The organism is Marinovum algicola (assembly GCF_900109145.1).
Classification (GTDB): Bacteria; Pseudomonadota; Alphaproteobacteria; order Rhodobacterales; family Rhodobacteraceae; genus Marinovum; species Marinovum algicola.
This window is the reverse complement of sequence record NZ_FNYY01000008.1, coordinates 32,577-51,732: the sequence shown is the minus strand read 5'-3', so window position 1 is coordinate 51,732 and position 19,156 is coordinate 32,577. Positions and strand designations below refer to the sequence as shown.

Below are 19,156 nucleotides of genomic sequence, written 5' to 3'. Positions count from 1 at the left end.
TAATCAACCACCAAACCAGTCGGTAGGTTCCGGGACATTCCGCACAGTTAAGTGACTGCGGGCCTATTGAAATGTGCTCTTGGGGATGAACGCCGCACGGCCAAGCGGCATCATCTCCCCGGCAAGGCCGGGAAGGTCGGGCGTTCTGGACCGGGTTAAGGTCTGTCAGGGCCGGCCGCTTTAGCTTCGGGCGGCCTCTTTTTCCCGCAATTGGTCCAGGAGCTGGGCCATGCGGTCGGGCAATTTGCCCTCAGAGGGTTGGCGATAGATCCGCTTGAGATTGCTGTCGATCTGGTTCTGCACCCAATCCTCTGTGTTGTTGTTATTCTCAGGCATATTCGGACGTCCGGGTCATTGTTCCTATTCTGGTTCGGGGGCTTAACCATCGGTGGTGCCCTGCGGTTCCATCGCGGATAGACACAGGTCCGGGCGCTGCCCCGATGCGGCTTTCCTGCCACAGCGGGAACAATGCCACAGGCATCCGGTTGGCGAGGCAGGAGGTACCTGTCCTTGACATCACAACAGCCCAGAACGCTCGGCGAATTGGCCGACAGCATTTCCTCGGTCAGCGATCGCGACAAGGTGTCGGTGGATGAAATCGTCGATGCGGTGGGCCATCGCAGCCTTGTGCCCCTGCTGCTCGTGCCCGCCCTGCTCTGCGCGACGCCGCTGTCGGGTATTCCGGGCGTTTCGATGGTCGCCGGCGTGGCGATTGCGATCATTTCCTTTCAGCTTCTCATGAGCGTCGAGGAGGTCTGGCTGCCACGTCGGCTGTTGCGCCAGACAGTTGACGGCAAATCCCTGGACAAGGCCCTGCGGTCGGCGCGGCCGGTGATTTCCTGGATCGACCGGCACAGCCACAACCGACTGTCGGTTCTGTTTCACCGGCCGTTGATTTACCTGCCTGTGATACTGAGCCTGCTGTCCGGCATGATGATGCCCTTCCTCGAGTTCATTCCGTTTTCCTCCTCTGTCGCCGCCATCGGGGTGAGCTTTCTCGCACTGTCACTGCTGACCCGCGACGGCCTGTTTTTCCTGCTCGCCCTGCTGCCTTATGCCGGGTTGGGCTGGCTGATCGGTGGCCGGCTGCTCTGACCGTGCTCTGGCCGAAGCCGGGCAGACATTCCTGCCCCGAACCGGGATTCCGCAACCTGTGGCGCCCCGAGGGCAAGTGCCTGGACAAAATCAATAAAAACTGGAGCCGTTGTGCGTGGGTCTCGGCATTTTTCCGCCGAAATCTCCGGCAAGATTTAGGCGCACGCGGGAACCCGGAGGCTGGACGCACGTTGTCTCAACAGGCGCGCATGAGCGCTATTTGTGGGTTAACAAGGAGACCTAGACATGAAACGGCTTTTGATTTCCACTGCGCTTGTTGCAGCGACCAGCGGCGCGGTCATGGCGCAGGGTGCTGACGGCATGTTCCGTACCGAAGCAGACCCGAACGCAATCCATGCCTCCGACTTCATCGGCATGCGCGTGTATCGCGCAGAGACCGACACCAACGCGGTCGACGGCCTTCAGGATGATTGGGACGACATCGGCGAAATCCACGACATCGTGCTGACCCGCGATGGCCAGATCGACTCCGTGCTCGTCGACATCGGCGGTTTTCTTGGCATTGGCGAAAACCGTGTCGCCGTCGACATGGGGTCCGTCCGCTTCGTCTCGGATGATGCCACGGCCGAGGACGAAACCGACTTCTTCCTGGTGCTGAACGCCCCGGTCGCCGCGCTTGAAGAGGCGCCGGCCTATACGGGCGGAATGGGCGATGCCATGATGGACGCGGATACCGCCATGGAAGAGACCGGCGCCGCGGTCGAAGGCGCGATGGAAGAGACTGGCGCCGCAGTTGAAGGCGCGATGGAGGAGACCGGCGAAGCCATGGAAGGTGCCATGGACGCAGTCGAGACCGAAGTTGACGGCGCGATGGACGCCGCCGAGGGCGAACAGCCCGCGACGGTCGCCACCGAAACCGACGCCGAGGTGACCACCGACCTCCAAGATGGCGCGGAGCCGGTTGATCCCGCCGGCGGACCTCTGAGCTATGGTGCGGGGCTGATCGAGCGCGAAGGCTATGCCACGGCACCGCTGGAAGAGCTGACCTCCGAGAACCTGACCGGGGCGCCGGCCTATGACAGCACCGACGACCACATCGGCGAAGTTTCGGAAATCATCCTGTCCGACAGCGGCGAAGTGAGCTCGGTGATCGTCGATGTTGGCGGCTTCCTCGGCATTGGCGAAAAGCCGGTGCAGCTGGAACTGTCGCAGATCGACATCCTGCGCACCGAAGGCGGCGGTGACATCCGCGTCTATATCTCGATGACCGAGGAAGAGCTCAAGGCAATGCCCGACTACGAAGGGTGAGCAAACCGTTGACCCGGTTCGGAAAAGCCCGCCCCACGGCGGGCTTTTTCTATTGCGGCAGGGCCGCCGGGGGCATCTTAGCCGACATCGGAAACAAAACCGCCGGGGTGTGGCACACCCCGGCGGCTTCGCATCGCGCATAGCAAAGGCTGTCAGGCGTCGCGCGCCTTCGGTTCGGTTCCGCCGGCCAGTTCGTCGGCCTTGACCGCGCCACGCATACCAAGCGGCATGCCGGGGCCGGTGGTGCTGTCGGGCCGGACCTGGGCCTCGGCCTCGGCATTGACCTCGGCGCCGACCAGCAGGACATAGGCCGAGATCCACAGCCACATCAGCAGCACGATCACCCCGGCGAGGGCTCCAAAGCTTTCGTTGTAGCTGCCGAAGTTCTCGACATAGACCGAAAAGCCGAACGACGCCGCAATCCAGGTGACGCAGGCCAGCACCGCGCCGGGCCAGAGCCAGATCCATTGCGCCGGCGCCCGATCGGGCGCGGTGCGATAGACAACAAGAATGCCGCCGATCGTCATTGCCAGCAGGATCACCCAGCGGGTCAGGCCGATCAGCATCTCGGTCAGTGGCCCCAGCGCCAGAATGGAAAGAATGCCGGGCAGGACGAGCGCCGCGCCCAAGCCCGCGATCAGCCCGACCAGAAGCCCCAGCGTCAGCGCCAGCTTGATCAGCGTGAGGCTGACGATGCCCCGGGTCTCGGGCTGGTTGTAGGCCACGTTCATGCCTTCGATCAGGCTCGCCACACCTTTCGACGCGGAATAGAGCGCGACGCCGATCCCGAACAGCGCGGCAAGACCGAGGCCGCCTTCCTGGCTTCCGGCCACCTCGATGGCCTGGCCGAGCACGATCTCGGCCACGGTTTCCGGCATAAAGGCCGTCACGGTCTCGAGTTCACCGGTAAATTGCTGCGGATCGAAGAGCAGGCCGGAAATCGCCATCAGAGCGGTGATCGCAGGAAACAGCGCCAGCAGACCGTAAAAAGCCACGCCGGCCGCGATCAGGCCGACGTGGTCCTCGTTCATCTTGCGCCAGGCGCGCAGAAAGATCATTTTCCAGCCGCGCAACGGAATGTCGCGCGGCCGGGTGGCATGGCGGCCGGGAATATCCGACATCGCTCAGCCTTTCGGCTTGCCGAGGTTTTCCTCGTCCGCCTTGTCTCTGGCGGCATCGGCAACCCGTTGACCGGCGTCGCGCATCTCGTCGGCCGCGGCCTCGACAGCGGTTTTGTCGCCCGGCGCGGCATTGTCGGCGGCATCGCGTTTCTCTTCGGCGATACTTTCGGCCTCGGACATTGCGGCGCGGGCGACACGCTCGGCCTTGTCGCGCTCTTCCCGGAAAATGCGCTCGGCCTCGTCGAAAAGCTCGTCGCGGGTCTGCCCCACCAGCTCGTCCTCGCGCTTGGTGCGCGGCAGGGCGCCGGCCAACGCGGCGCCGACGGCCAACGCGATGGCACCGGCCACCAGCGGCTGCTCCTCGACGAAATCCGCCGTGGCGTCGCGGCCGCGGGCATAGTTGCGCCGCGCCGCTTCATCGGCCTTGTGCGCCATGTCGAGCGCGCGCGCCCGGGCGGTGACGATCCGCTCGCGGGCGGCGTCGCTCAGGTCTTCGGTACCCCGGGCAAGCCGCTCGCGGGCGCGGCCCACACGGTCGGCGGTGCCGCGTGCGGCGCGGCTGACGCCATCGGCGGCGCTGCGCGCGCCCCCGGCCACGGCAGACCCTGCGGCGCTGGCGCCCGAGCCCACGGCCTCGGCGGTGGAACTTGCGCCCGAGGCGACACTGGCGGCGCCGTCGCGCACGGTCTCGCCGGCAGCGCTGGCGGTGTCGGTGGCACGGTCGGTCAGCGAACGGTCATTATCCTCGTCGTCCCAACCCTCGTCGAGATCGTGACGCGCCCATTCGGGATAGCCGGCATAGCTCGAGCCGTAACGCGCTTCGCGCTCGGTCGTGGTGCCATATCCGGCCCCGGCATAGCGGTCGCGCCCGGCGAATTCGCGCATCGGCCCGGCGGCGTAGCCAGGCACGCGACGGTCATGATTGCTGCTGTGATGGGTGACACCGTTGCGGCGGACGTCCTCGGCCGGGTCGTCGTGCGACCGGCCAAAGATCAGCCAGGCCAGGCCAACGCCGGTGACGGCCAGCGCCAGCGGATTCTGCTTGGCCGAGCGGCCGACGGCATCGCCGAACTCGCCACCATGACGCCGGACGCCATTGGCGATCTCGGAAATCACAGCCTCGGGCGAAAACTTGTCTTGCAGGGCATCGACGGTACTGGCCAGATCGGAGCGTTCGCGTTCGATGTCTCGTTCGATCTGATCGGGCGTGCGGGTGTCATTTGGCATTTGCGGCTCCTTTGACGGCTTCGACATCGCGCTGCACGTTGGCCGCGGCGCGGCTCGGAGCGATGCTGCTCAGTTTCAGATCGTTCAGGCCCTTCTGGACGAAGCCATAGGCGACGATCACCAGAACGACGCCCACGGCAAAGGCGGCCCATCCAGGATCCATCCCGGCTTCGGACAGCCCGGCGACAATGGCGCCGACAAGCACGTTGAGCGCGGTCAGCGCCACCACAAGCGCGGCCACCAGCAAGCCGATGGCGGTGCCCGCCCGGCGCAGGTTCTGGTCGATCTCGGCGCGGGCCAGATCGACCTCGCCGCGCACCAGGGCGCTGACATGGGCCATTGCATCGCCGAGCAGGCTGGAGGTGCTTTCATTCGGTGACTTGGTCATGATGTCTCTCCTTTCCCGGTGCGTGTCATGCTGGGGTGGGCGCTGGCCGAGGCCACGCCCTGGCTGCCGCCATAAGAGGGCTGGCCATCGCCGGGGCGCCCGCTGGCCTCGTCGCTCAGCCGGGCACGGCGCGATGCCTTGGCCATGCGCACGCCGGCAAAGCCCAGAAGCGCCGCACCGCCGAGAAAGGCCACCGGATTGCGCCGGGCGAAATCGCCCAGATCATCCACCATCTGGCCGAGATCCTTGTCGCGCACGGTGTCGGCGAAATCGGCCATCGAGGAGGCTGCGGCGCCGAAGGTGCGCTCTTGCGCCGAGCCGTCGCGCAGCTCGTCCGAGGCCTTGCGCAGCGCCCGGGACACGGACGAGATTTCATCGGCCACGCCCTCCTTGGCGGCATCGGCCCGGGCATGGGCCTCGCCGACGACGGTTTCGCTCATGTCGCGGGCGGTCTCTTGCGCATCCTTGCGCAGGGCGTCGGTCTCGGTCCGGGCCGTTTCCGGGTCGCTTTTGCGCGTTGTGGTTGTGCCGTCAAAGTTTTGGGTACTCATGATAAATCCTTTCGGCAGGGGTCACAGAACAAAATTCACGATCGCAAGCACGATGACGATCAGTCCGACGAGATAAATAATGGCATGCATGGCTGCCTCCCTTGGTTGCCTGGCCTCACGGCCGTCTCACGTCTCAACACGGTTTCATGAGCTTTGTTCCGTCGTGCCGCCGCGGTCGGCGCCGCTGGCCCTTGCCGGCTTGCGCGACAGCACGATCAGCAGCGCGCCCCAGAGCATGAGGTCGAATCCCAGCACCACGCCGGGCAGCCAGATCGCGTTAAACGGGAAACCGAACCACAGAAGCAGGGCCACGGCAAAGGCGGCAAGCCCCGAGAGCATCATCCAGATGGCGCCGGGTTCGCGGCGGCGCTTGAGACCGTACCAGAGCCGCAGCACCCCGCTGGCACCCAGCCAGGCGATGATCAGCGTGGCCAGCGCGACAATGCCGACAAAGGGCTGAAGGATCATCAGGATGCCGACGCCGATGGCGAGAACCGAGAGCGCAAAGGTGCTGGCCATTTCCCAGGTCTCGTGCCGGCGGAACGCGGCGAAAAGGCCGACCGCCCCGGAAAAAACCAGGCACCAGCCAACGGTCAGGACGGCCGCGAGCGAGGCGAAGAACGGCAACAGGATCGCCGCGATCCCGGCGATGATGCTGGCGACGCCAATGGCCACCAGCGCCCATCGCGGGCCGCGCGCGAATTCACCGCGCCCGAGCGACACGTCGGAGGCGCTGTCCGCCATCGGCGGCGATGCTTGTGGATCGGGGTTGTCTTGGGTCTTGTCGGTCTGGGTCATGATGTGGGCTCCCGGTTTCTGTGCGGGTCCGACACTTCTGGAGACCGGCGGCCGGGCCGCGTGCGGTGGCATGGGCCCGAGGCGTTATGCGTCCGCGAAGGTGACGATCCGGCGAGCGCCGAGATCGGGTTTTTTGTCGGCGTCGAACCTAGCCCGGGCGATTTCGAGCCCGAAGGTCACGGCGCTGTCGGTTGCGGTCCAGATCGCGGCGTCCCTGAGCGCGAGGCGCAGAAGCCTCACGTCGAACCCGTCGCGCCCCGCATCGAACCAAGCGGCGGCCGCAGCAGTCCAGACATCATCCAGCCTGGCGGTGTCGACGCTGGGTTCGAACCGGCCGGACAGGCAGGCGTAAAACGTGCCGTCTCCCTTGGTCAGGCAGTAGTGCGCCTCGGCGCCCCGCCCCATGGCCCGCACCAGATCGGTGTCGGAAGAAGTGATGAACCAAAGCTCGGCCGTGTCACGGTCGGCGTGATGGGTCATCGGCTGCATGTGCGGATCGGCATTCTTGACGCCGAGCATGCCGGTGCCGGTGTCGCTCAACACGTCGAACAGGGCGGTGCGCGCATCTGCGCGCACCTTGTCTGTCATCGACATTCCGCGGCCTCAGAGCGTACTGGCCCAGGCATCGACTTCCCGCTCGGCTTCTTCGCGGGTCTTGCCGTATTTCTCCTGGATGATACCGGCCATCTCCTGCCGGTTGCCCTTGGCGCGCTGCAATTCGTCGTCGGTGAGGTCACCCCATTTGGCTTGCGCCTGACCTTTGAATTGCTTCCAATTGCCTTCGATTTGGTCCCAGTTCATAATGTCCTCCTGTTCGCTTTGCGTACTGAAATGTAAACGCCGGCGTTACAGGCGAGTTCCCGGCGGATGTGAAAATCCGCCGAAAAATCATTTGCTTCCAGACTGTCGAATTTCGGGAACTTTATGGTCGCGGCGGTGTTCACGACTGAGTGAACGGCACCGTCATGCGAAGGAATGCCAGCCCATGGGACAGCCGCAGAAAGACCCGGCCGGCGCGCCGCACCTCCAAAATGTGATCTATCTGGACAGCAGACGCCCGGCAGCCCCGAAGGTGGTGGCGCAAAAGCCGGGCCAAGACACTGCCCGGGCAGTGCTGGACACGCCGCAGGCGGACCAAGCAGCCTTTCCCTGGCACCGCATCCTCTGGCCGATCTTGGCGGTTCTGGTGCTGGGCACGATTTCCTGGGCGGCCTGGACCTTGTAGGCAAAGCCCCCGCCGGTTCGCGGCGGGGGCCCGTCAGGCTTATTGTTCGACTTCGACGTCGGTATCGCCGGGGGCGACCTCTTCGACCGGGGCCTCGGGCGGCACGTCGACGGTGCCTGTCTCAAGCTCGGTCGGCGAAACCTGCTCGGTGGCGGCCTCCGCCGGCTCGCTCTCGGGGCCGGGTGCGGTGACAAAGACCTCGCCGATCCAGAACAGGATCAGGCCGATGGCAAAGACCGCCACGACGGCCATGCCGATCAGCGGCCCCCTGTGGCGGCGTTTTTGTTTTTTCAGGTTGGTGTCGGGTGAGCTCATCTTCCGTCTCCGCTGGTCTCGGTGATGTGGAAGGCAGGCGATGCTTTTGGTCCGCAGGCCCACCTCTCGGGTTCCCGGACCAACGCCTGACGGCCCGGCAAGTTCCCAGTCACAGCCCCCTGCGCCGAATTTCCGCACGCGCACGGTGTTCGGACGGACACAGAAAATCGCGCGCTCGCCCAGGACGAAAAAGACCGGACCCGGTCCGATGTTGCTCGAAGAATTGCCGCATCCGGTCACGAACATGCTGGCGACGATGCTCTTGGATATCGTCACCGACCGCGAGAGCGGTGCTCACAGGCTGCGCCCTTTCATCCGATGCAGGCTCAGGGAATGCTGACCTGACCGGCCTCCGGCCGCACGACCGAGCGCAATGCCTCGCCGATCATCTGATCGGAGAAGGGCCGGACCAACATGCCCCAGCCCTTCTCCTGCGCCTGTTTCTGATCGTCCTCCCCTACGGTCAGAACAATGCCGGCTCCCTTTTGGGCAAGGGTCTGGTCAAGACCACTTTCCACCACCTTGGACAAGCGCATCTCAAGAAAGGCAGCCAGAACATGGGCTTCTTCCACCAGCTTGGCCAAAAACTCCTCCAGCTGGCTGGCATGAACAACCCGGCAATCACACACAGCGCCAAGCGATCCGATGATATCCTCTGCAATGAGCGGATCCCGCTCGAGAACCAGGATCACCGGCGCGGCATCCTGGTGCGCGAGGCCGCTTGGCTCAACGCTGTCTTTCATCGATTCCCCTCTGCTCATGAAAGCATATTGATTCCTTCGCCCAACCCTTGCATTAAAATATGACATACCAAGACAAGGTTTCTTGCCATGACCACGCCTTGCCGAAGCTGCCCGCTGCGAAAGTGGCCGATTTTCGATCCTCTGACCGAGAAAGAACTGGCCTTCATGCAGGAGTTCAAATCCGGCGAGCTGGCCATCGAGGGCGGCGCGACGTTGATGATGGAAGGGTCGAACAGCCCGCAGCTGTTTACCGTGCTCGAAGGCATGGGCCTGCGCTACAAGACGTTGTCGGGCGGCGAACGTCAGGTGATCAATTTCGTTTTCCCCGGAGATTTCCTTGGCTTGCAGGCGGGCGTGATGTCCGAAATGCAGCATTCGGTCGAGGCGACGACACAGATGCGGCTCTGCGTCTTTGACCGCAAGGCGTTGTGGTCTTTGTTCGCGGACCACCCGGACCGGGCCTTTGACCTGACCTGGGTCGCCGCGGTCGAAGAGCATCTCCTGGGCGAGAGCCTGGCGGTCATTGGCCGGATGAATGGCCTCGAGCGCATCGCGCGGGCCTTTGTCCGGCTTTACGACCGGGGCAGTGCGCAGGGCCTCGTCCGAAAAAACCGGCTGCCCCTGCCCTACAAACAACATGATCTCGCCGATGCGCTGGGGCTGTCGCTAGTGCATACCAACAAGATGCTCACCCGCCTGCGCGAACGTGGCCTGGCGTCCTGGCAGAACGGGATGCTGACGGTCCGGAAATACGACGCGCTCTGCGAACTGGCGCAGCTCGAACCCGACCGCGAGCAGATCACCCGCCCGCTGATCTGACATCGGCCGCGACCGCGCCCGTCGCGGCAGCGACGCAGACCCGCAAGCCCGGCAACAATATCGCCCACTGGCGGGAACCCGGCCCGGGTTCACAGGGTTGCTGACCTGTGGCTCATCGATACAAAAATCCCGACCCGATCCTGCGGTCCGCCGTCATCGTCATCGCCGCGATCCTTGTGTTCGCGACGCTCAAGGCGGGGGCAGACATTTTTGCGCCGCTGACGCTCGCGACAATTACCGGCGTCATGCTGGCGCCGGTGACCGACGGGCTTGAAAAGCTCGGGCTGTCAAGCGGGCTGGCCTCGGCCTTGGTGCTGTTTGCGGGGGTCTGCGGCATCGGGGTGCTTGTTATCCTGGTGGAACCCGTGGTCTGGCGCGTCGCCGAAGAGGTGCCACGCATCCGGCTCGAACTGCGCAGCTTCATCGAGGAGCTCCGCGGGCTGATCCGCGGCCTCGAGGACGTCAACCGCGAGGTCGAACAGGCCCTCGGCGGTGACGGCAACGGCCAGACCGACGCCGAAGGTGACCCGGTGATGCCCAATCTGACCAGCGCCATCCTGCTGGCGCCGGTGTTCCTGGCGCAATTCCTGATCTTTGTCGGGGCGCTGTTCTTCTTTTTGTTCACCCGCAAGAACATCTATGTCTACATGTCGCGCAAGATCGGCTCTTCGGCGGAAACGCCCGAGATCATGCGCCGCCTCACCCGCGCCGAACGCGTCGTCTCGCGCTATTTCCTGACGATCACCACGATCAATTTCGGCCTTGGCGCGGCGGTTGGCAGCGCGCTGGCGCTGATCGGCCTGCCTGGCCCGGTGATCTGGGGGCTGGCGGCGGCAATGCTGAACTACATCCTCTATATCGGTCCGATCGGGATGGTTCTCGGACTCAGCCTCGCCGGGCTGCTGGCCTTCGACGGCATCATGGTGATCCTGCCGCCGGTGCTCTATCTGCTGTTCAACCTGATCGAGGCGCAGTTCGTCACGCCGGCGCTGGTCGGCAAGAACATCGCGATAAACCCGCTGCTGATCTTTGTCTCTCTGGTGGTCTGGCTCTGGCTCTGGGGGCCGATCGGAGCCATCGTGGCGATCCCGATGCTGGCGATCCTGCTGGTCATGCTCGACGTCTTCGAAGGGGAGGTTCCGGGCGAAGTCGCGGCGGCGCCGTCGCCCAAGAACACATCGGCCACGCCCGAGGTCTGAGCCCTATCGCCGGATCCGCGCCAGAACGGCGCGCCAGCCGCCCGGCGCCAGCACCCCGGCCAGCAGAAAACCTGCGGCAAAGCCCGCGAAATCGGCCGCCCAGGTGGCATCGGTGCCGTAAAGCAGGCCGAACACCAGCCGGATGAGCAGCAGCGCGCCGATCAGGAAAAACGCCCGCGCCTGCGGCGCGCCCTCTTCGCCCAGTCGCCGCCAGAGCAGCAGGGTAAAGCCACCGATAATGCCGTAGACACCCGGAAAGCCGCCGATCAACGGCACCGGATCGTCGAGCAGCAGGCCATAGGCTGCCGCCCCGACCACCGAGGCAAAGAAAAACAGCGCGATCACCCGCGCCCCACCCATCACCTCGCCGACCCATTTGCCCAGCGCCAGCAGCATCACGCCGACAAACAGCGCATGGGTGAAATTGGCCTGGATGAAGGGATAGCTGACAAAACGCAGAAGCTGCTCGGGCGGGTAGATGCCATTGGCCAGCATCCAGTCGAAGATATCGCCGGAAAAGGCGAAGTTCTGCATCGCGTTCAGCCGCCAGCCCACCGCCTGCGGCCCACCGACAAAGCCCTGGGTGCCGGCCTGAAAGGCCAGCTCGATCCCGGCGATCACCAGGAACAGCCCGGTGATGGCCGGCGGCAACGGGTTGACCGGCGGATGGTTGAACGGATCGGACATGGGCGCTCCTGCTGTGGCTCCGGGCCTTCGGCTTGACGGCCTCGGATGCCATGGGTAAGCGCTGAACGATCGAAAATCCAGACGGAGAAATCCCATGACAGAGGGCGTCCAAACCCCATCTGCCTTCACCCCGCGCGTCTTTTCGGGCATCCAGCCCTCGGGCAACCTGCATCTCGGCAATTATCTCGGCGCGCTCAAGCGCTTTGCCGACAGCCAGGACAGCGGCGTTCAATCGATCTTCTGCATGGTCGACATGCATGCGATCACCGTCTGGCAGGATCCGGCCGACCTGCGCCGCGCCACCCGCGAGCTGGCGGCGGGCTTCATCGCCTCGGGCGTCGACCCCGACAAGTCGGTGCTGTTCAACCAGTCCCAGGTCTCGGCCCATGCCGAGCTTGCCTGGATCTTCAACTGCGTGGCACGCATGGGCTGGATGAAGCGCATGACGCAATGGAAGGACAAGGCCGGCAAGAACCAGGAAAATGCCTCGCTGGGCCTGTTCGCCTATCCGGCGCTGATGGCGGCCGATATCCTGACCTATCACGCGACCCATGTGCCGGTGGGCGAAGACCAGAAGCAGCATATCGAGCTGACCCGCGACATTGCGATCAAGTTCAACAACGATTTCGGCGTCGATTTCTTTCCGATCACCGAACCGGTGATCGAGGGCACCGCGACGCGGGTGATGTCGCTGCGCGACGGGTCGAAGAAGATGTCAAAAAGCGATCCCTCGGACGCCTCGCGGATCAACCTGACCGATGATGCCGACATGATCGCCAAGAAGATCCGCAAGGCCAAGACCGATCCCGAGGCGCTGCCCTCGGAGGCCGAGGGGCTCGAGGACCGGCCCGAGGCGCGCAACCTCGTCAATATCTATGCCGCGCTGAACAACCAGACGGTGGCAGAGGTGCTGGCCGAGGCCGGCGGGCGGCAATTCTCGGAGTTCAAGCCGATGCTGGCCGATCTGGCGGTGGCCAAGCTCTCGCCGATCTCGACCGAGATGTCGCGGCTGATGGGCGATGTCGGCGAGATCGACCGTATCCTGGCGCATGGCGCCGGCCGTGCGCGGGCCATCGCGGCGCCGATCCTCGAGCGGGCCTATGACATTGTCGGCATGGTCCGGGGCTGACCGCCGCGGATCGCCGGCCGCGGACCGGGGGCGACCCTCCGGTCCGCGGTATTTTCAATCGGAATACGTGATCAGCCGGTGGCTGACGCTCAGGCGAAGAGCGGCAGACGAAAGGAGAAGGTGACCTCTCCTTCGCCGCTCTTGACCTCGAGATGGCCGTTATGCGCCGTGGCGATGGCCGAAGCTATGTAGAGCCCAAGTCCGAGACCATCGCCGCCGGACCCGGCAGCGCGGCGGAAGGGCTCGAATAGTTTCTGGGCGAAATCGTCCGAGACCGCCGGGCCGGCGTTGGTGACCGCGATGGTCATGCCCGCATCGTCGCAGAAGGCCGCAACCCGGATCGGGCCACCCTCGCGCCCGTGCTGCACCGCATTCGCCAGCAGGTTCGACACCGCCTGCGCCACCCGCGGCGCATCGCAGCTCACCGGACGGTCGATCTCGAGATCGAGGCTCACCTCATGCGCGGGATGGGCGATGCGCACCTCTTCCACCACCTGGCTGATCGCCTGGCGGATCGGCGCATCCGCGACCACCGAGACCGAAATCCCGCCGCCGAGCCGCTGTTTGGCGTGGATCAGCATGTTGCCGATAAGATCTTCCATCCGCAGCACCGCCGCCCGCATCAGCGCGACGGTCTGTTCCGCCCGGTCCGAGAGGGCCTCGCCGCGCAGCTGCCGCAGGCCGGCGCCAAAGGCGGTCACCGGATTGCGCAGGTCATGGCCGAGGATGGCGACGAATTCCTCGCGCGCGGCGGCCAGTCGGCGTTCATGTTCGACCAGCTGTTCCTGCGCCTCGAGCCGCATTTCGGTATCGAGGCTGCGGCCGATGAGATCGGCGAACATCCGGAACATCGCCTGCACTCTGGGCCGCTTGACCCGGCGCGGCACGATGTCGATGCCGCAGAGCGTGCCGAAGAAGCTGCCATCGTCGCGGTAGATCGGGATCGAGACATAACTCACGATATTGAATTGCCGGGCAATCGGATGATCCACGAAGGCCTCGTCGGTGTTGACGTCGTCAAAGACCACCGGTTCGCCGGTGTCGCGCGCGGTCTGGCAAAAGGTGCTGCCGATGGCGATCTCATCACCGCTGGCCAGATTGAACGAGATATCGTCGGAGGTGCGGCAGGCGACCCAGCGATCCGCGGTCACCCGCGAGACGGCGGCAAAGCGCATGCCGGTCGCCAGGCGCACGGTTTCGAGAATGACGCTCACGGTTTCGCTGCCGGCAATCAGCTCGATATCGGCCTGAAAGTCGTGGTTTCCCCCGAGAAAGGCCTGGTGGTCCTGCATGCGGGTCGTTGGTACGGTCATTGCGCTCCTGCCTGTATGGCCTGACTCTGTGGCACCCCGGCCGGAGTGTGACCGCATCCGCCGCCGGGTCAAGCGTCTGGAAGCAGCATGACACGCAGCCGCCGGCTCGGAAGCCGGGCGCGTCGGGTGTCGGTCCGGGGGGGCCCGGACCGTCGCCTTAGAGCATAACGAGGCAGGTGCAAAGCCACAAAGCGGATGCCGGCGCCGGGCGGGCGGGAGCCGGTCAAGGCGACGGGCCGGATCGAGGGGGGCGGTGCCGTCCCCCTCGGCGGGCTCAGTCGGCGATCACGTCCTGGCGCTGCTGGCCCAGCCCGGCGATGCCAAGCTCCACCACGTCGCCGGCCTTGAGGTAGCGCGGCGGCTTCATCCCCAGCCCGACGCCCGGCGGGGTGCCGGTCGAGATCACGTCGCCGGGGTGCAACGTCATGAACTGGCTGAGATAATGCACAAGATGCGCGACGCCATAGACCATCGTTTTGGAGGAGCCGTCCTGCATCGTCTCACCGTTCACGGTGAGCCACATGGCGAGGTTCTGCGGATCGGAGACCTCGTCCCGGGTGACCAGCCAGGGGCCGATCTGGCCGAAGTTGTCGCAGCTCTTGCCCTTGGTCCACTGACCGGCGCGTTCGGCCTGGAAGGCCCGTTCCGAAACGTCGTTGGTGATTGCGTAGCCGGCCACATGGTCCAGCGCCTCGGCCTCGCTGACATATTTCGCTGCCTTGCCGATGATCACCGCAAGCTCGACCTCCCAGTCGGTCTTTTCCGAGCCACGCGGAAGGATGATCGGGTCGTTCGGGCCGCAGATCGCCGAGGTCGCCTTCATGAAGATCACCGGCTCGGGCGGCACCTCCATGCCGCTTTCGGCGGCGTGATCGGCATAGTTCAGCCCGATGCAGATGAATTTTCCGGTGCCCGCCACCGGCGGCCCGAGCCGGGGATTGCCCGCGACTTCGGGCAGCCCGCCGGCATCGACTGCGGCAAGCCTGGCCAGGCTCTCGGGCGACAGCGCCGCGCCGGCGAGATCGTCGATCAGGCCGCTGAGGTCGCGGATGGTGCCGTCGCTGTGCATCAGGCCGGGTTTTTCGGCGCCCGGAGCGCCATGGCGAAGCAGTTTCATTTGTCGTCTTTCTTGAGGAAAATCAGAGGGTCCAGCCGCCGTCGATGCAACAGGCCTGGCCGGTGGTGAACGTGGCGCCGGCCAGGTAGACCGCAAGATCGGCGATCTCTTCCGGCGCGGCGATGCGCCCCATCGGCTGCCGCGCGACAAAGGCGGCGCGGGCGGCCTCGTAGTCGCCGCCCGCCGCAAGCCGGTCGTCGAGCGACGGCGATTGCACCGTGCCGGGGCAGATCGCATTGCAGCGGATGCCCTGCGCCACGTGATCGGCGGCAATCGCCTTGGTCAGGCCGAGCACCGCCGCCTTGGTGGTGGAATAGACAAAACGGTTGGGCACGCCCTGGACCGACGAGGCCACCGACGAGACGTTGAGGATCGTGCCCGACTTGCGCTCGAGCATGCCCGGCAGCACCGCCTGCACCATCCGCACCATCGATTTGACGTTGAGGTCATAGGCAAAGTCGAGCTCGGCCTCGGAACAGTCCAGCACCGTGCCGCTGTGCACCACGCCGGCGGCGTTGAACAGCACATCGACCGCTCCGGCCCGGGCGCAGACCTCGGCGACGCATTCCGCATCCAGAACGTCGAGCCGCGCGGTCTCGCAGCCATCGAGCCCGGCTAGGCCGGGCGCGTTGATATCGGTGGCCAGCACCCGCGCGCCGGCGCGGGCAAAGGCTTGGGCGGTGGCGCGGCCGATGCCCTGGGCGGCGGCCGTCACCAGCACGCGCTGGCCTGTCAGATCGCTTGTCATATCTTGTCTCCCTTGCGCGCCGTCACATCACGGCGCCGATTTGCCAGGGCACGAATTCCACCGCGCCAAAGCCCTGCGCCTCGCTCTTGGTCTGGCTGCCGGAGGCCACCTGAAGCAGCAGATCGAAAATCTCCTGCCCCTTAGCCTCGAGGCTGGTGCCGGAGAGGATGTCACCGCAGTTCACGTCCATGTCTGGCTCCATCCGCCGCCAGAGATCGGGATTCGAGGCGATCTTGATCGCCGGCACCGGCTGATAGCCCGAGACGCTGCCGCGGCCTGTGGTAAAGGCGACCAGATTGGCGCCCGAAGCGATCTGCCCGGTGACCGAACAGGGATCATATCCGGGGCTGTCCATGAAGACGAAGCCGGGCTGATCGATCGGTTCGGCGTATTTGTACACACCCGAGAGCGGCGCGCTTCCGCCCTTGGCCACCGCGCCCAGCGATTTCTCGAGAATGGTGGTCAGCCCGCCGCGCTTGTTGCCGGGCGAGGGGTTGTTGTCCATCTCGCCAAAGTTGCGGGCGGTGTAATCTTCCCACCAGTCGATCAGGTCGATCAGCTTGCGGCCGGTCGGCGCATCCACGGCGCGGCGGGTCAGCAGGTGTTCGGCGCCGTAGATCTCGGAAGTTTCCGACAGGATCGAGGTGCCGCCATGGCGCACCAGAAGATCCGAGGCCACGCCCAGCGCCGGATTGGCGGTGATGCCGGAATAGCCGTCCGAGCCGCCGCATTGCATGCCCAGAACCAGGTGGCGGGCCGGGGCCGGGGCGCGGCGGGCCTTGTCGGCCTCGGCCGCCAGCTCGCGCAGGATCGCCACGCCCTTGTCGACGGTGGCGCGGGTGCCGCCCTGTTGCTGGATCGTCATGTAGCGGAACCGCGCGCTGTCTTTGAGCGCCTTGCGGTCGATCAGATCGGGGATCTGCATGACCTCGCAGCCCAGCCCGATCATCAGGATGGCGCCGAAATTGGCGCTGTGGCCATAGCCCGCAAGGGTGCGGAACAGCGTCTCATAGCCCTCGCCCTTGCCGGCCATGCCGCAGCCGGTGCCATGCACGATGGGCACGATGCCGTCGACATTGGGGAATTCGGCCAGAATGTCCGCCGCGGCCGCGCCTTCGGCAATGAACCGCGCCACCGAACCGGCGCAGTTCACCGAGGTGAGGATGCCGATGTAATTGCGTGTGCCGACCCGGCCGGAGGGGCGGTGAAAGCCCTGGAATTCGGCCGCCGCCTCCGCTTTCGGCAGGGGCTGCGCGGCGGTGCCGAAGGCGTGATCCTGTTTGTGCGCCCCCATGCCGAGGTTGTGCACATGAACATGCGCGCCAGCGGAAATGTCAGCGCTCGCCGCGCCGATGATCTGGCCGTATTTCAGGATATTCTCGCCGCGCCGCAGGTCGCGCAGCGCGATCTTGTGGCCCGCCGGAACCGCCTCTTGCGCGGTCACATCGCCGGGCAACCGGGTGCCCGGCGGCACGGCGCGCAGGGCGACAAGAACGTTGTCGCCGGCGTGCAGACAAAGCGCAAAGGGCTGGTCGGTCATTTCTGTATCCTTCACGGCGTCACGATGACCTTTATCAGGTGATCACGGTCATGCGCGAGCTTCGCGAACCGCGCGGGCAGATCCTTGAGCGGCACGATGGCCGAGGCGATGGCCTCGGTCGGCACCGCGCCGCTGCGGATCGCCGCCATCACCCGGTCGAAATCCTCTTTCAGCGCATTGCGGCTTCCGATGATGCGGGATTCGCGCTTGTGAAACTCGGCGTCGGCGAAGGTGATGCTTTCCTTGACCACGCTGACCAGCACGGTGCTGCCGCCATGCGCCACCAGTGGAAAGCCCGCCTCGATCGCCTTGGCATTGCCGGTGGCGTCGAACACCAGATCGAACCCCTCGGCCAGATCGCCCGACAGGATATCCTCGCCCGGCTGATGGGTGTCGGCAAAGCCGAAGAGATCGGCGGCCTTGGCAAGCCGCTGGGCGCTCAGATCCATCAGATGCACCTCGGCCCCCGCGATCCGGGCAAAAAGCGCGGTGCCAAGCCCGATCGGCCCCGCGCCGGTCACCATCACCCGGTCGCCCGCCCCGCACCCTGAGCGCGCCACCGCATGGGCACCGATGGCAAGGAACTCGACCATCGCCGCCTGCTCCGGTGTCAGCCCTTCGGCGGGATAGAGGTTCTGTTCCGGCACAACGATCCGGGCGCACATGCCGCCATCGGCGTGCACCCCTAGCACCGCGATATCGCTGCAACAATTGGGTTTGCCACGTCGGCAGGCCCGGCAGGTGCCGCAGGACAGATAGGGATTCACCACCACCAGCCTGCCGGCGTCCGGCCCGTCGGCCAGATGCCCGGAGAGCTCGTGGCCGATCACGCGCGGGTAGTTCAGAAACGGGTGTTTGCCCTCGAAGATGTGGTAATCGGTGCCGCAGATGCCGATGGCGGCGATATCCACCAGTCGGTGACCTTCTGGCGCCTCGCGCGGCTTGGCACGTTCTTGCAGCGCGAAAGTGCCCGGCTCGACACAGGTGCCGCAGGCCATTGTCTCTTGCATCACGTCCTTCATTGCGCCGCCTCCAGATTGCGCGCCGTCCAGTCGGCCGGCAGTTCGCCCTTGACGATCAGGCTGAGCACATCGTCCTTGGTCACCTCGTCGATGCGGTGGGCGCCGACTAGCCGGCCCTTGTTCATCACCACCACCCGGTCGCAGAGGTCAAAGACATCGTGCATGTCGTGGCTGACCAGCAGGATGCCGATGCCCTCGGACTGCAATTGCCGGATCAGATTGGCGACCATCGCGGTCTCCGACGGGCCGAGCGCGGCGGTGGGCTCGTCCATGATCAGAACACGGGTGTCGAAATAGATCGCCCGGGCAATGGCGATCACCTGCCGCTGGCCGCCCGAAAGCGACGAGACCGGGTCTTGCAGGTTCTTGAAATTCGGGTTGAGCCGGGCCAGCACCTTGCGCGATTCCGCCAGCATGCGGGCATCGTCGAGATTGCCTAAACGGGTCTTGAGCTCGCGGCCGAGAAACAGGTTCGACGGCGCATCCAGGTGATCGGCCAGCGCCAGCGTCTGATAGATCGTCTCGATTCCGGCTTCGCGGGCGTCGTTGGGATCGGCAAAGCTCACCGGGCTGCCGTTGACGCGGATTTCGCCGGCATTGGGGATCATCGCGCCGGCCAGGATGCGCATCAGGCAGGATTTGCCGGCGCCGTTGTGGCCCAGCACGCCGACCACCTCGCCGGGAAACAGATCAAGCGAGACGTGATCGACGGCCCGGACGCCACCGAAGTGCTTCTCGATACCGATCATCTCTACGAGGGGGGGCTGTGACATGGGGCGCCTTTCTGCCGGGGGTCTGCTGCTGTCTGATCGACGGGCGCGCAACCTGGCGCGCCCGCCGCGATTTCGGC

General features: G+C 65.3%; 23 protein-coding genes. 6 read left to right on the top strand and 17 right to left on the bottom strand.

Features of this window, described 5'->3' with window-relative positions; genetic code table 11:
• Positions 1-180 precede the first annotated feature (180 nt).
• Complete coding sequence (locus BMW90_RS26370) at positions 181-336, bottom strand: NepR family anti-sigma factor (RefSeq protein ID WP_139211355.1); 156 nt, start codon at positions 334-336, stop codon at positions 181-183.
• A 174-nt stretch (positions 337-510) separates the two neighbouring features.
• On the opposite strand from BMW90_RS26370, the gene BMW90_RS12420 reads away from it, so the two are divergent.
• Both BMW90_RS12420 and BMW90_RS12415 read left to right on the top strand, forming a co-directional pair.
• Entirely contained in the window at positions 511-1,095 is a 585-nt protein-coding gene (locus BMW90_RS12420; RefSeq protein ID WP_170850545.1) for an exopolysaccharide biosynthesis protein, read from the top strand.
• Between the two features lie 246 nt (positions 1,096-1,341).
• Positions 1,342-2,364, top strand: a complete 1,023-nt coding sequence (locus tag BMW90_RS12415; RefSeq protein WP_074836894.1) for a PRC-barrel domain-containing protein — start codon at positions 1,342-1,344, stop codon at positions 2,362-2,364.
• 152 nt (positions 2,365-2,516) lie between these two features.
• Here BMW90_RS12415 and BMW90_RS12410 read toward each other — a convergent pair whose 3' ends face one another.
• The 7 genes from BMW90_RS12410 to BMW90_RS12380 all read right to left on the bottom strand — a co-directional run bounded on the left by BMW90_RS12410 (position 2,517) and on the right by BMW90_RS12380 (position 7,250).
• The gene (locus BMW90_RS12410; protein ID WP_074836892.1) at positions 2,517-3,485 is read right to left on the bottom strand and encodes a YihY/virulence factor BrkB family protein; all 969 of its coding nucleotides are present in this window, start codon (positions 3,483-3,485) and stop codon (positions 2,517-2,519) included.
• Positions 3,486-3,488: 3 nt separating this feature from the next.
• Complete coding sequence (locus tag BMW90_RS12405) at positions 3,489-4,712, bottom strand: DUF3618 domain-containing protein (RefSeq protein ID WP_074836891.1); 1,224 nt, start codon at positions 4,710-4,712, stop codon at positions 3,489-3,491.
• The gene (locus BMW90_RS12400) at positions 4,702-5,100 is read right to left on the bottom strand and encodes a phage holin family protein (protein ID WP_048529297.1); all 399 of its coding nucleotides are present in this window, start codon (positions 5,098-5,100) and stop codon (positions 4,702-4,704) included. Before BMW90_RS12400 ends, BMW90_RS12405 begins: the two co-directional genes overlap by 11 nt.
• Positions 5,097-5,651: an ATP synthase subunit B family protein gene (locus tag BMW90_RS12395; RefSeq protein ID WP_074836889.1), complete on the bottom strand. Its 555-nt coding sequence runs from the start codon at positions 5,649-5,651 to the stop codon at positions 5,097-5,099. Before BMW90_RS12395 ends, BMW90_RS12400 begins: the two co-directional genes overlap by 4 nt.
• Positions 5,652-5,795: 144 nt before the next feature.
• Positions 5,796-6,449: an HdeD family acid-resistance protein gene (locus tag BMW90_RS12390; protein WP_074836887.1), complete on the bottom strand. Its 654-nt coding sequence runs from the start codon at positions 6,447-6,449 to the stop codon at positions 5,796-5,798.
• An 84-nt stretch (positions 6,450-6,533) separates the two neighbouring features.
• On the bottom strand, positions 6,534-7,043 hold the full coding sequence (locus BMW90_RS12385; RefSeq protein WP_074836885.1) for a pyridoxamine 5'-phosphate oxidase family protein: 510 nt from the start codon (positions 7,041-7,043) through the stop codon (positions 6,534-6,536).
• A gap of 9 nt (positions 7,044-7,052) precedes the next feature.
• Positions 7,053-7,250, bottom strand: coding sequence for a CsbD family protein (locus BMW90_RS12380; RefSeq protein ID WP_048529290.1), 198 nt, complete (start codon positions 7,248-7,250; stop codon positions 7,053-7,055).
• 184 nt (positions 7,251-7,434) lie between these two features.
• On the opposite strand from BMW90_RS12380, the gene BMW90_RS12375 reads away from it, so the two are divergent.
• Positions 7,435-7,674, top strand: a complete 240-nt coding sequence (locus tag BMW90_RS12375; RefSeq protein WP_074836883.1) for a hypothetical protein — start codon at positions 7,435-7,437, stop codon at positions 7,672-7,674.
• A gap of 39 nt (positions 7,675-7,713) precedes the next feature.
• On the opposite strand, the gene BMW90_RS12370 is transcribed toward BMW90_RS12375, so the two are convergent.
• Together BMW90_RS12370 and BMW90_RS12365 are read right to left on the bottom strand one after the other, a co-directional pair.
• Positions 7,714-7,989: a hypothetical protein gene (locus BMW90_RS12370; RefSeq protein WP_048529285.1), complete on the bottom strand. Its 276-nt coding sequence runs from the start codon at positions 7,987-7,989 to the stop codon at positions 7,714-7,716.
• 326 nt (positions 7,990-8,315) lie between these two features.
• Positions 8,316-8,732 (bottom strand): response regulator, encoded by a 417-nt coding sequence (locus BMW90_RS12365; RefSeq protein WP_048529284.1) that lies wholly within the window; start codon positions 8,730-8,732, stop codon positions 8,316-8,318.
• 87 nt (positions 8,733-8,819) lie between these two features.
• Here BMW90_RS12365 and BMW90_RS12360 point away from each other — a divergent pair, with 87 nt between their 5' ends.
• The gene (locus tag BMW90_RS12360) at positions 8,820-9,551 is read left to right on the top strand and encodes a Crp/Fnr family transcriptional regulator (protein WP_048529280.1); all 732 of its coding nucleotides are present in this window, start codon (positions 8,820-8,822) and stop codon (positions 9,549-9,551) included.
• Positions 9,552-9,658: 107 nt separating this feature from the next.
• A complete protein-coding gene (locus BMW90_RS12355) occupies positions 9,659-10,750 on the top strand; it encodes an AI-2E family transporter (RefSeq protein ID WP_083416042.1) in 1,092 nt (363 codons plus the stop codon).
• 3 nt (positions 10,751-10,753) lie between these two features.
• Here BMW90_RS12355 and BMW90_RS12350 read toward each other — a convergent pair whose 3' ends face one another.
• Positions 10,754-11,437, bottom strand: a complete 684-nt coding sequence (locus tag BMW90_RS12350) for a rhomboid family intramembrane serine protease (RefSeq protein ID WP_074836880.1) — start codon at positions 11,435-11,437, stop codon at positions 10,754-10,756.
• Positions 11,438-11,531: 94 nt separating this feature from the next.
• Here BMW90_RS12350 and trpS point away from each other — a divergent pair, with 94 nt between their 5' ends.
• Positions 11,532-12,566 (top strand): tryptophan--tRNA ligase, encoded by a 1,035-nt coding sequence (gene trpS / locus BMW90_RS12345; protein WP_048529275.1) that lies wholly within the window; start codon positions 11,532-11,534, stop codon positions 12,564-12,566.
• 89 nt (positions 12,567-12,655) lie between these two features.
• Here trpS and BMW90_RS12340 read toward each other — a convergent pair whose 3' ends face one another.
• From BMW90_RS12340 to BMW90_RS12315, 6 genes are all read right to left on the bottom strand, one after another.
• On the bottom strand, positions 12,656-13,879 hold the full coding sequence (locus tag BMW90_RS12340; RefSeq protein ID WP_048529271.1) for a GAF domain-containing sensor histidine kinase: 1,224 nt from the start codon (positions 13,877-13,879) through the stop codon (positions 12,656-12,658).
• A 274-nt stretch (positions 13,880-14,153) separates the two neighbouring features.
• A complete protein-coding gene (locus BMW90_RS12335) occupies positions 14,154-14,996 on the bottom strand; it encodes a fumarylacetoacetate hydrolase family protein (RefSeq protein WP_074836876.1) in 843 nt (280 codons plus the stop codon).
• Between the two features lie 22 nt (positions 14,997-15,018).
• The gene (locus tag BMW90_RS12330) at positions 15,019-15,744 is read right to left on the bottom strand and encodes an SDR family oxidoreductase (RefSeq protein WP_074836874.1); all 726 of its coding nucleotides are present in this window, start codon (positions 15,742-15,744) and stop codon (positions 15,019-15,021) included.
• Between the two features lie 22 nt (positions 15,745-15,766).
• Positions 15,767-17,284, bottom strand: coding sequence for a UxaA family hydrolase (locus BMW90_RS12325; protein WP_074836872.1), 1,518 nt, complete (start codon positions 17,282-17,284; stop codon positions 15,767-15,769).
• 11 nt (positions 17,285-17,295) lie between these two features.
• Positions 17,296-18,306, bottom strand: a complete 1,011-nt coding sequence (locus BMW90_RS12320) for a zinc-binding alcohol dehydrogenase family protein (protein ID WP_244526495.1) — start codon at positions 18,304-18,306, stop codon at positions 17,296-17,298.
• Positions 18,303-19,079, bottom strand: coding sequence for an ATP-binding cassette domain-containing protein (locus BMW90_RS12315; protein WP_074836870.1), 777 nt, complete (start codon positions 19,077-19,079; stop codon positions 18,303-18,305). The genes BMW90_RS12320 and BMW90_RS12315 overlap by 4 nt, the downstream gene beginning before the upstream one ends.
• Positions 19,080-19,156 lie beyond the last annotated feature (77 nt).

Coding starts and splice junctions, on each gene's coding strand:
- BMW90_RS26370 (WP_139211355.1), bottom strand. CDS start 336: ATGCCTGAGAATAACAACAACACAGAGGATTGGGTGCAGAACCAGATC.
- BMW90_RS12415 (WP_074836894.1), top strand. CDS start 1,342: ATGAAACGGCTTTTGATTTCCACTGCGCTTGTTGCAGCGACCAGCGGC.
- BMW90_RS12410 (WP_074836892.1), bottom strand. CDS start 3,485: ATGTCGGATATTCCCGGCCGCCATGCCACCCGGCCGCGCGACATTCCG.
- BMW90_RS12405 (WP_074836891.1), bottom strand. CDS start 4,712: ATGCCAAATGACACCCGCACGCCCGATCAGATCGAACGAGACATCGAA.
- BMW90_RS12400 (WP_048529297.1), bottom strand. CDS start 5,100: ATGACCAAGTCACCGAATGAAAGCACCTCCAGCCTGCTCGGCGATGCA.
- BMW90_RS12395 (WP_074836889.1), bottom strand. CDS start 5,651: ATGAGTACCCAAAACTTTGACGGCACAACCACAACGCGCAAAAGCGAC.
- BMW90_RS12390 (WP_074836887.1), bottom strand. CDS start 6,449: ATGACCCAGACCGACAAGACCCAAGACAACCCCGATCCACAAGCATCG.
- BMW90_RS12385 (WP_074836885.1), bottom strand. CDS start 7,043: ATGTCGATGACAGACAAGGTGCGCGCAGATGCGCGCACCGCCCTGTTC.
- BMW90_RS12380 (WP_048529290.1), bottom strand. CDS start 7,250: ATGAACTGGGACCAAATCGAAGGCAATTGGAAGCAATTCAAAGGTCAG.
- BMW90_RS12375 (WP_074836883.1), top strand. CDS start 7,435: ATGGGACAGCCGCAGAAAGACCCGGCCGGCGCGCCGCACCTCCAAAAT.
- BMW90_RS12370 (WP_048529285.1), bottom strand. CDS start 7,989: ATGAGCTCACCCGACACCAACCTGAAAAAACAAAAACGCCGCCACAGG.
- BMW90_RS12365 (WP_048529284.1), bottom strand. CDS start 8,732: ATGAAAGACAGCGTTGAGCCAAGCGGCCTCGCGCACCAGGATGCCGCG.
- BMW90_RS12360 (WP_048529280.1), top strand. CDS start 8,820: ATGACCACGCCTTGCCGAAGCTGCCCGCTGCGAAAGTGGCCGATTTTC.
- BMW90_RS12350 (WP_074836880.1), bottom strand. CDS start 11,437: ATGTCCGATCCGTTCAACCATCCGCCGGTCAACCCGTTGCCGCCGGCC.
- trpS (WP_048529275.1), top strand. CDS start 11,532: ATGACAGAGGGCGTCCAAACCCCATCTGCCTTCACCCCGCGCGTCTTT.
- BMW90_RS12340 (WP_048529271.1), bottom strand. CDS start 13,879: ATGACCGTACCAACGACCCGCATGCAGGACCACCAGGCCTTTCTCGGG.
- BMW90_RS12335 (WP_074836876.1), bottom strand. CDS start 14,996: ATGAAACTGCTTCGCCATGGCGCTCCGGGCGCCGAAAAACCCGGCCTG.
- BMW90_RS12330 (WP_074836874.1), bottom strand. CDS start 15,744: ATGACAAGCGATCTGACAGGCCAGCGCGTGCTGGTGACGGCCGCCGCC.
- BMW90_RS12325 (WP_074836872.1), bottom strand. CDS start 17,284: ATGACCGACCAGCCCTTTGCGCTTTGTCTGCACGCCGGCGACAACGTT.
- BMW90_RS12320 (WP_244526495.1), bottom strand. CDS start 18,306: ATGAAGGACGTGATGCAAGAGACAATGGCCTGCGGCACCTGTGTCGAG.
- BMW90_RS12315 (WP_074836870.1), bottom strand. CDS start 19,079: ATGTCACAGCCCCCCCTCGTAGAGATGATCGGTATCGAGAAGCACTTC.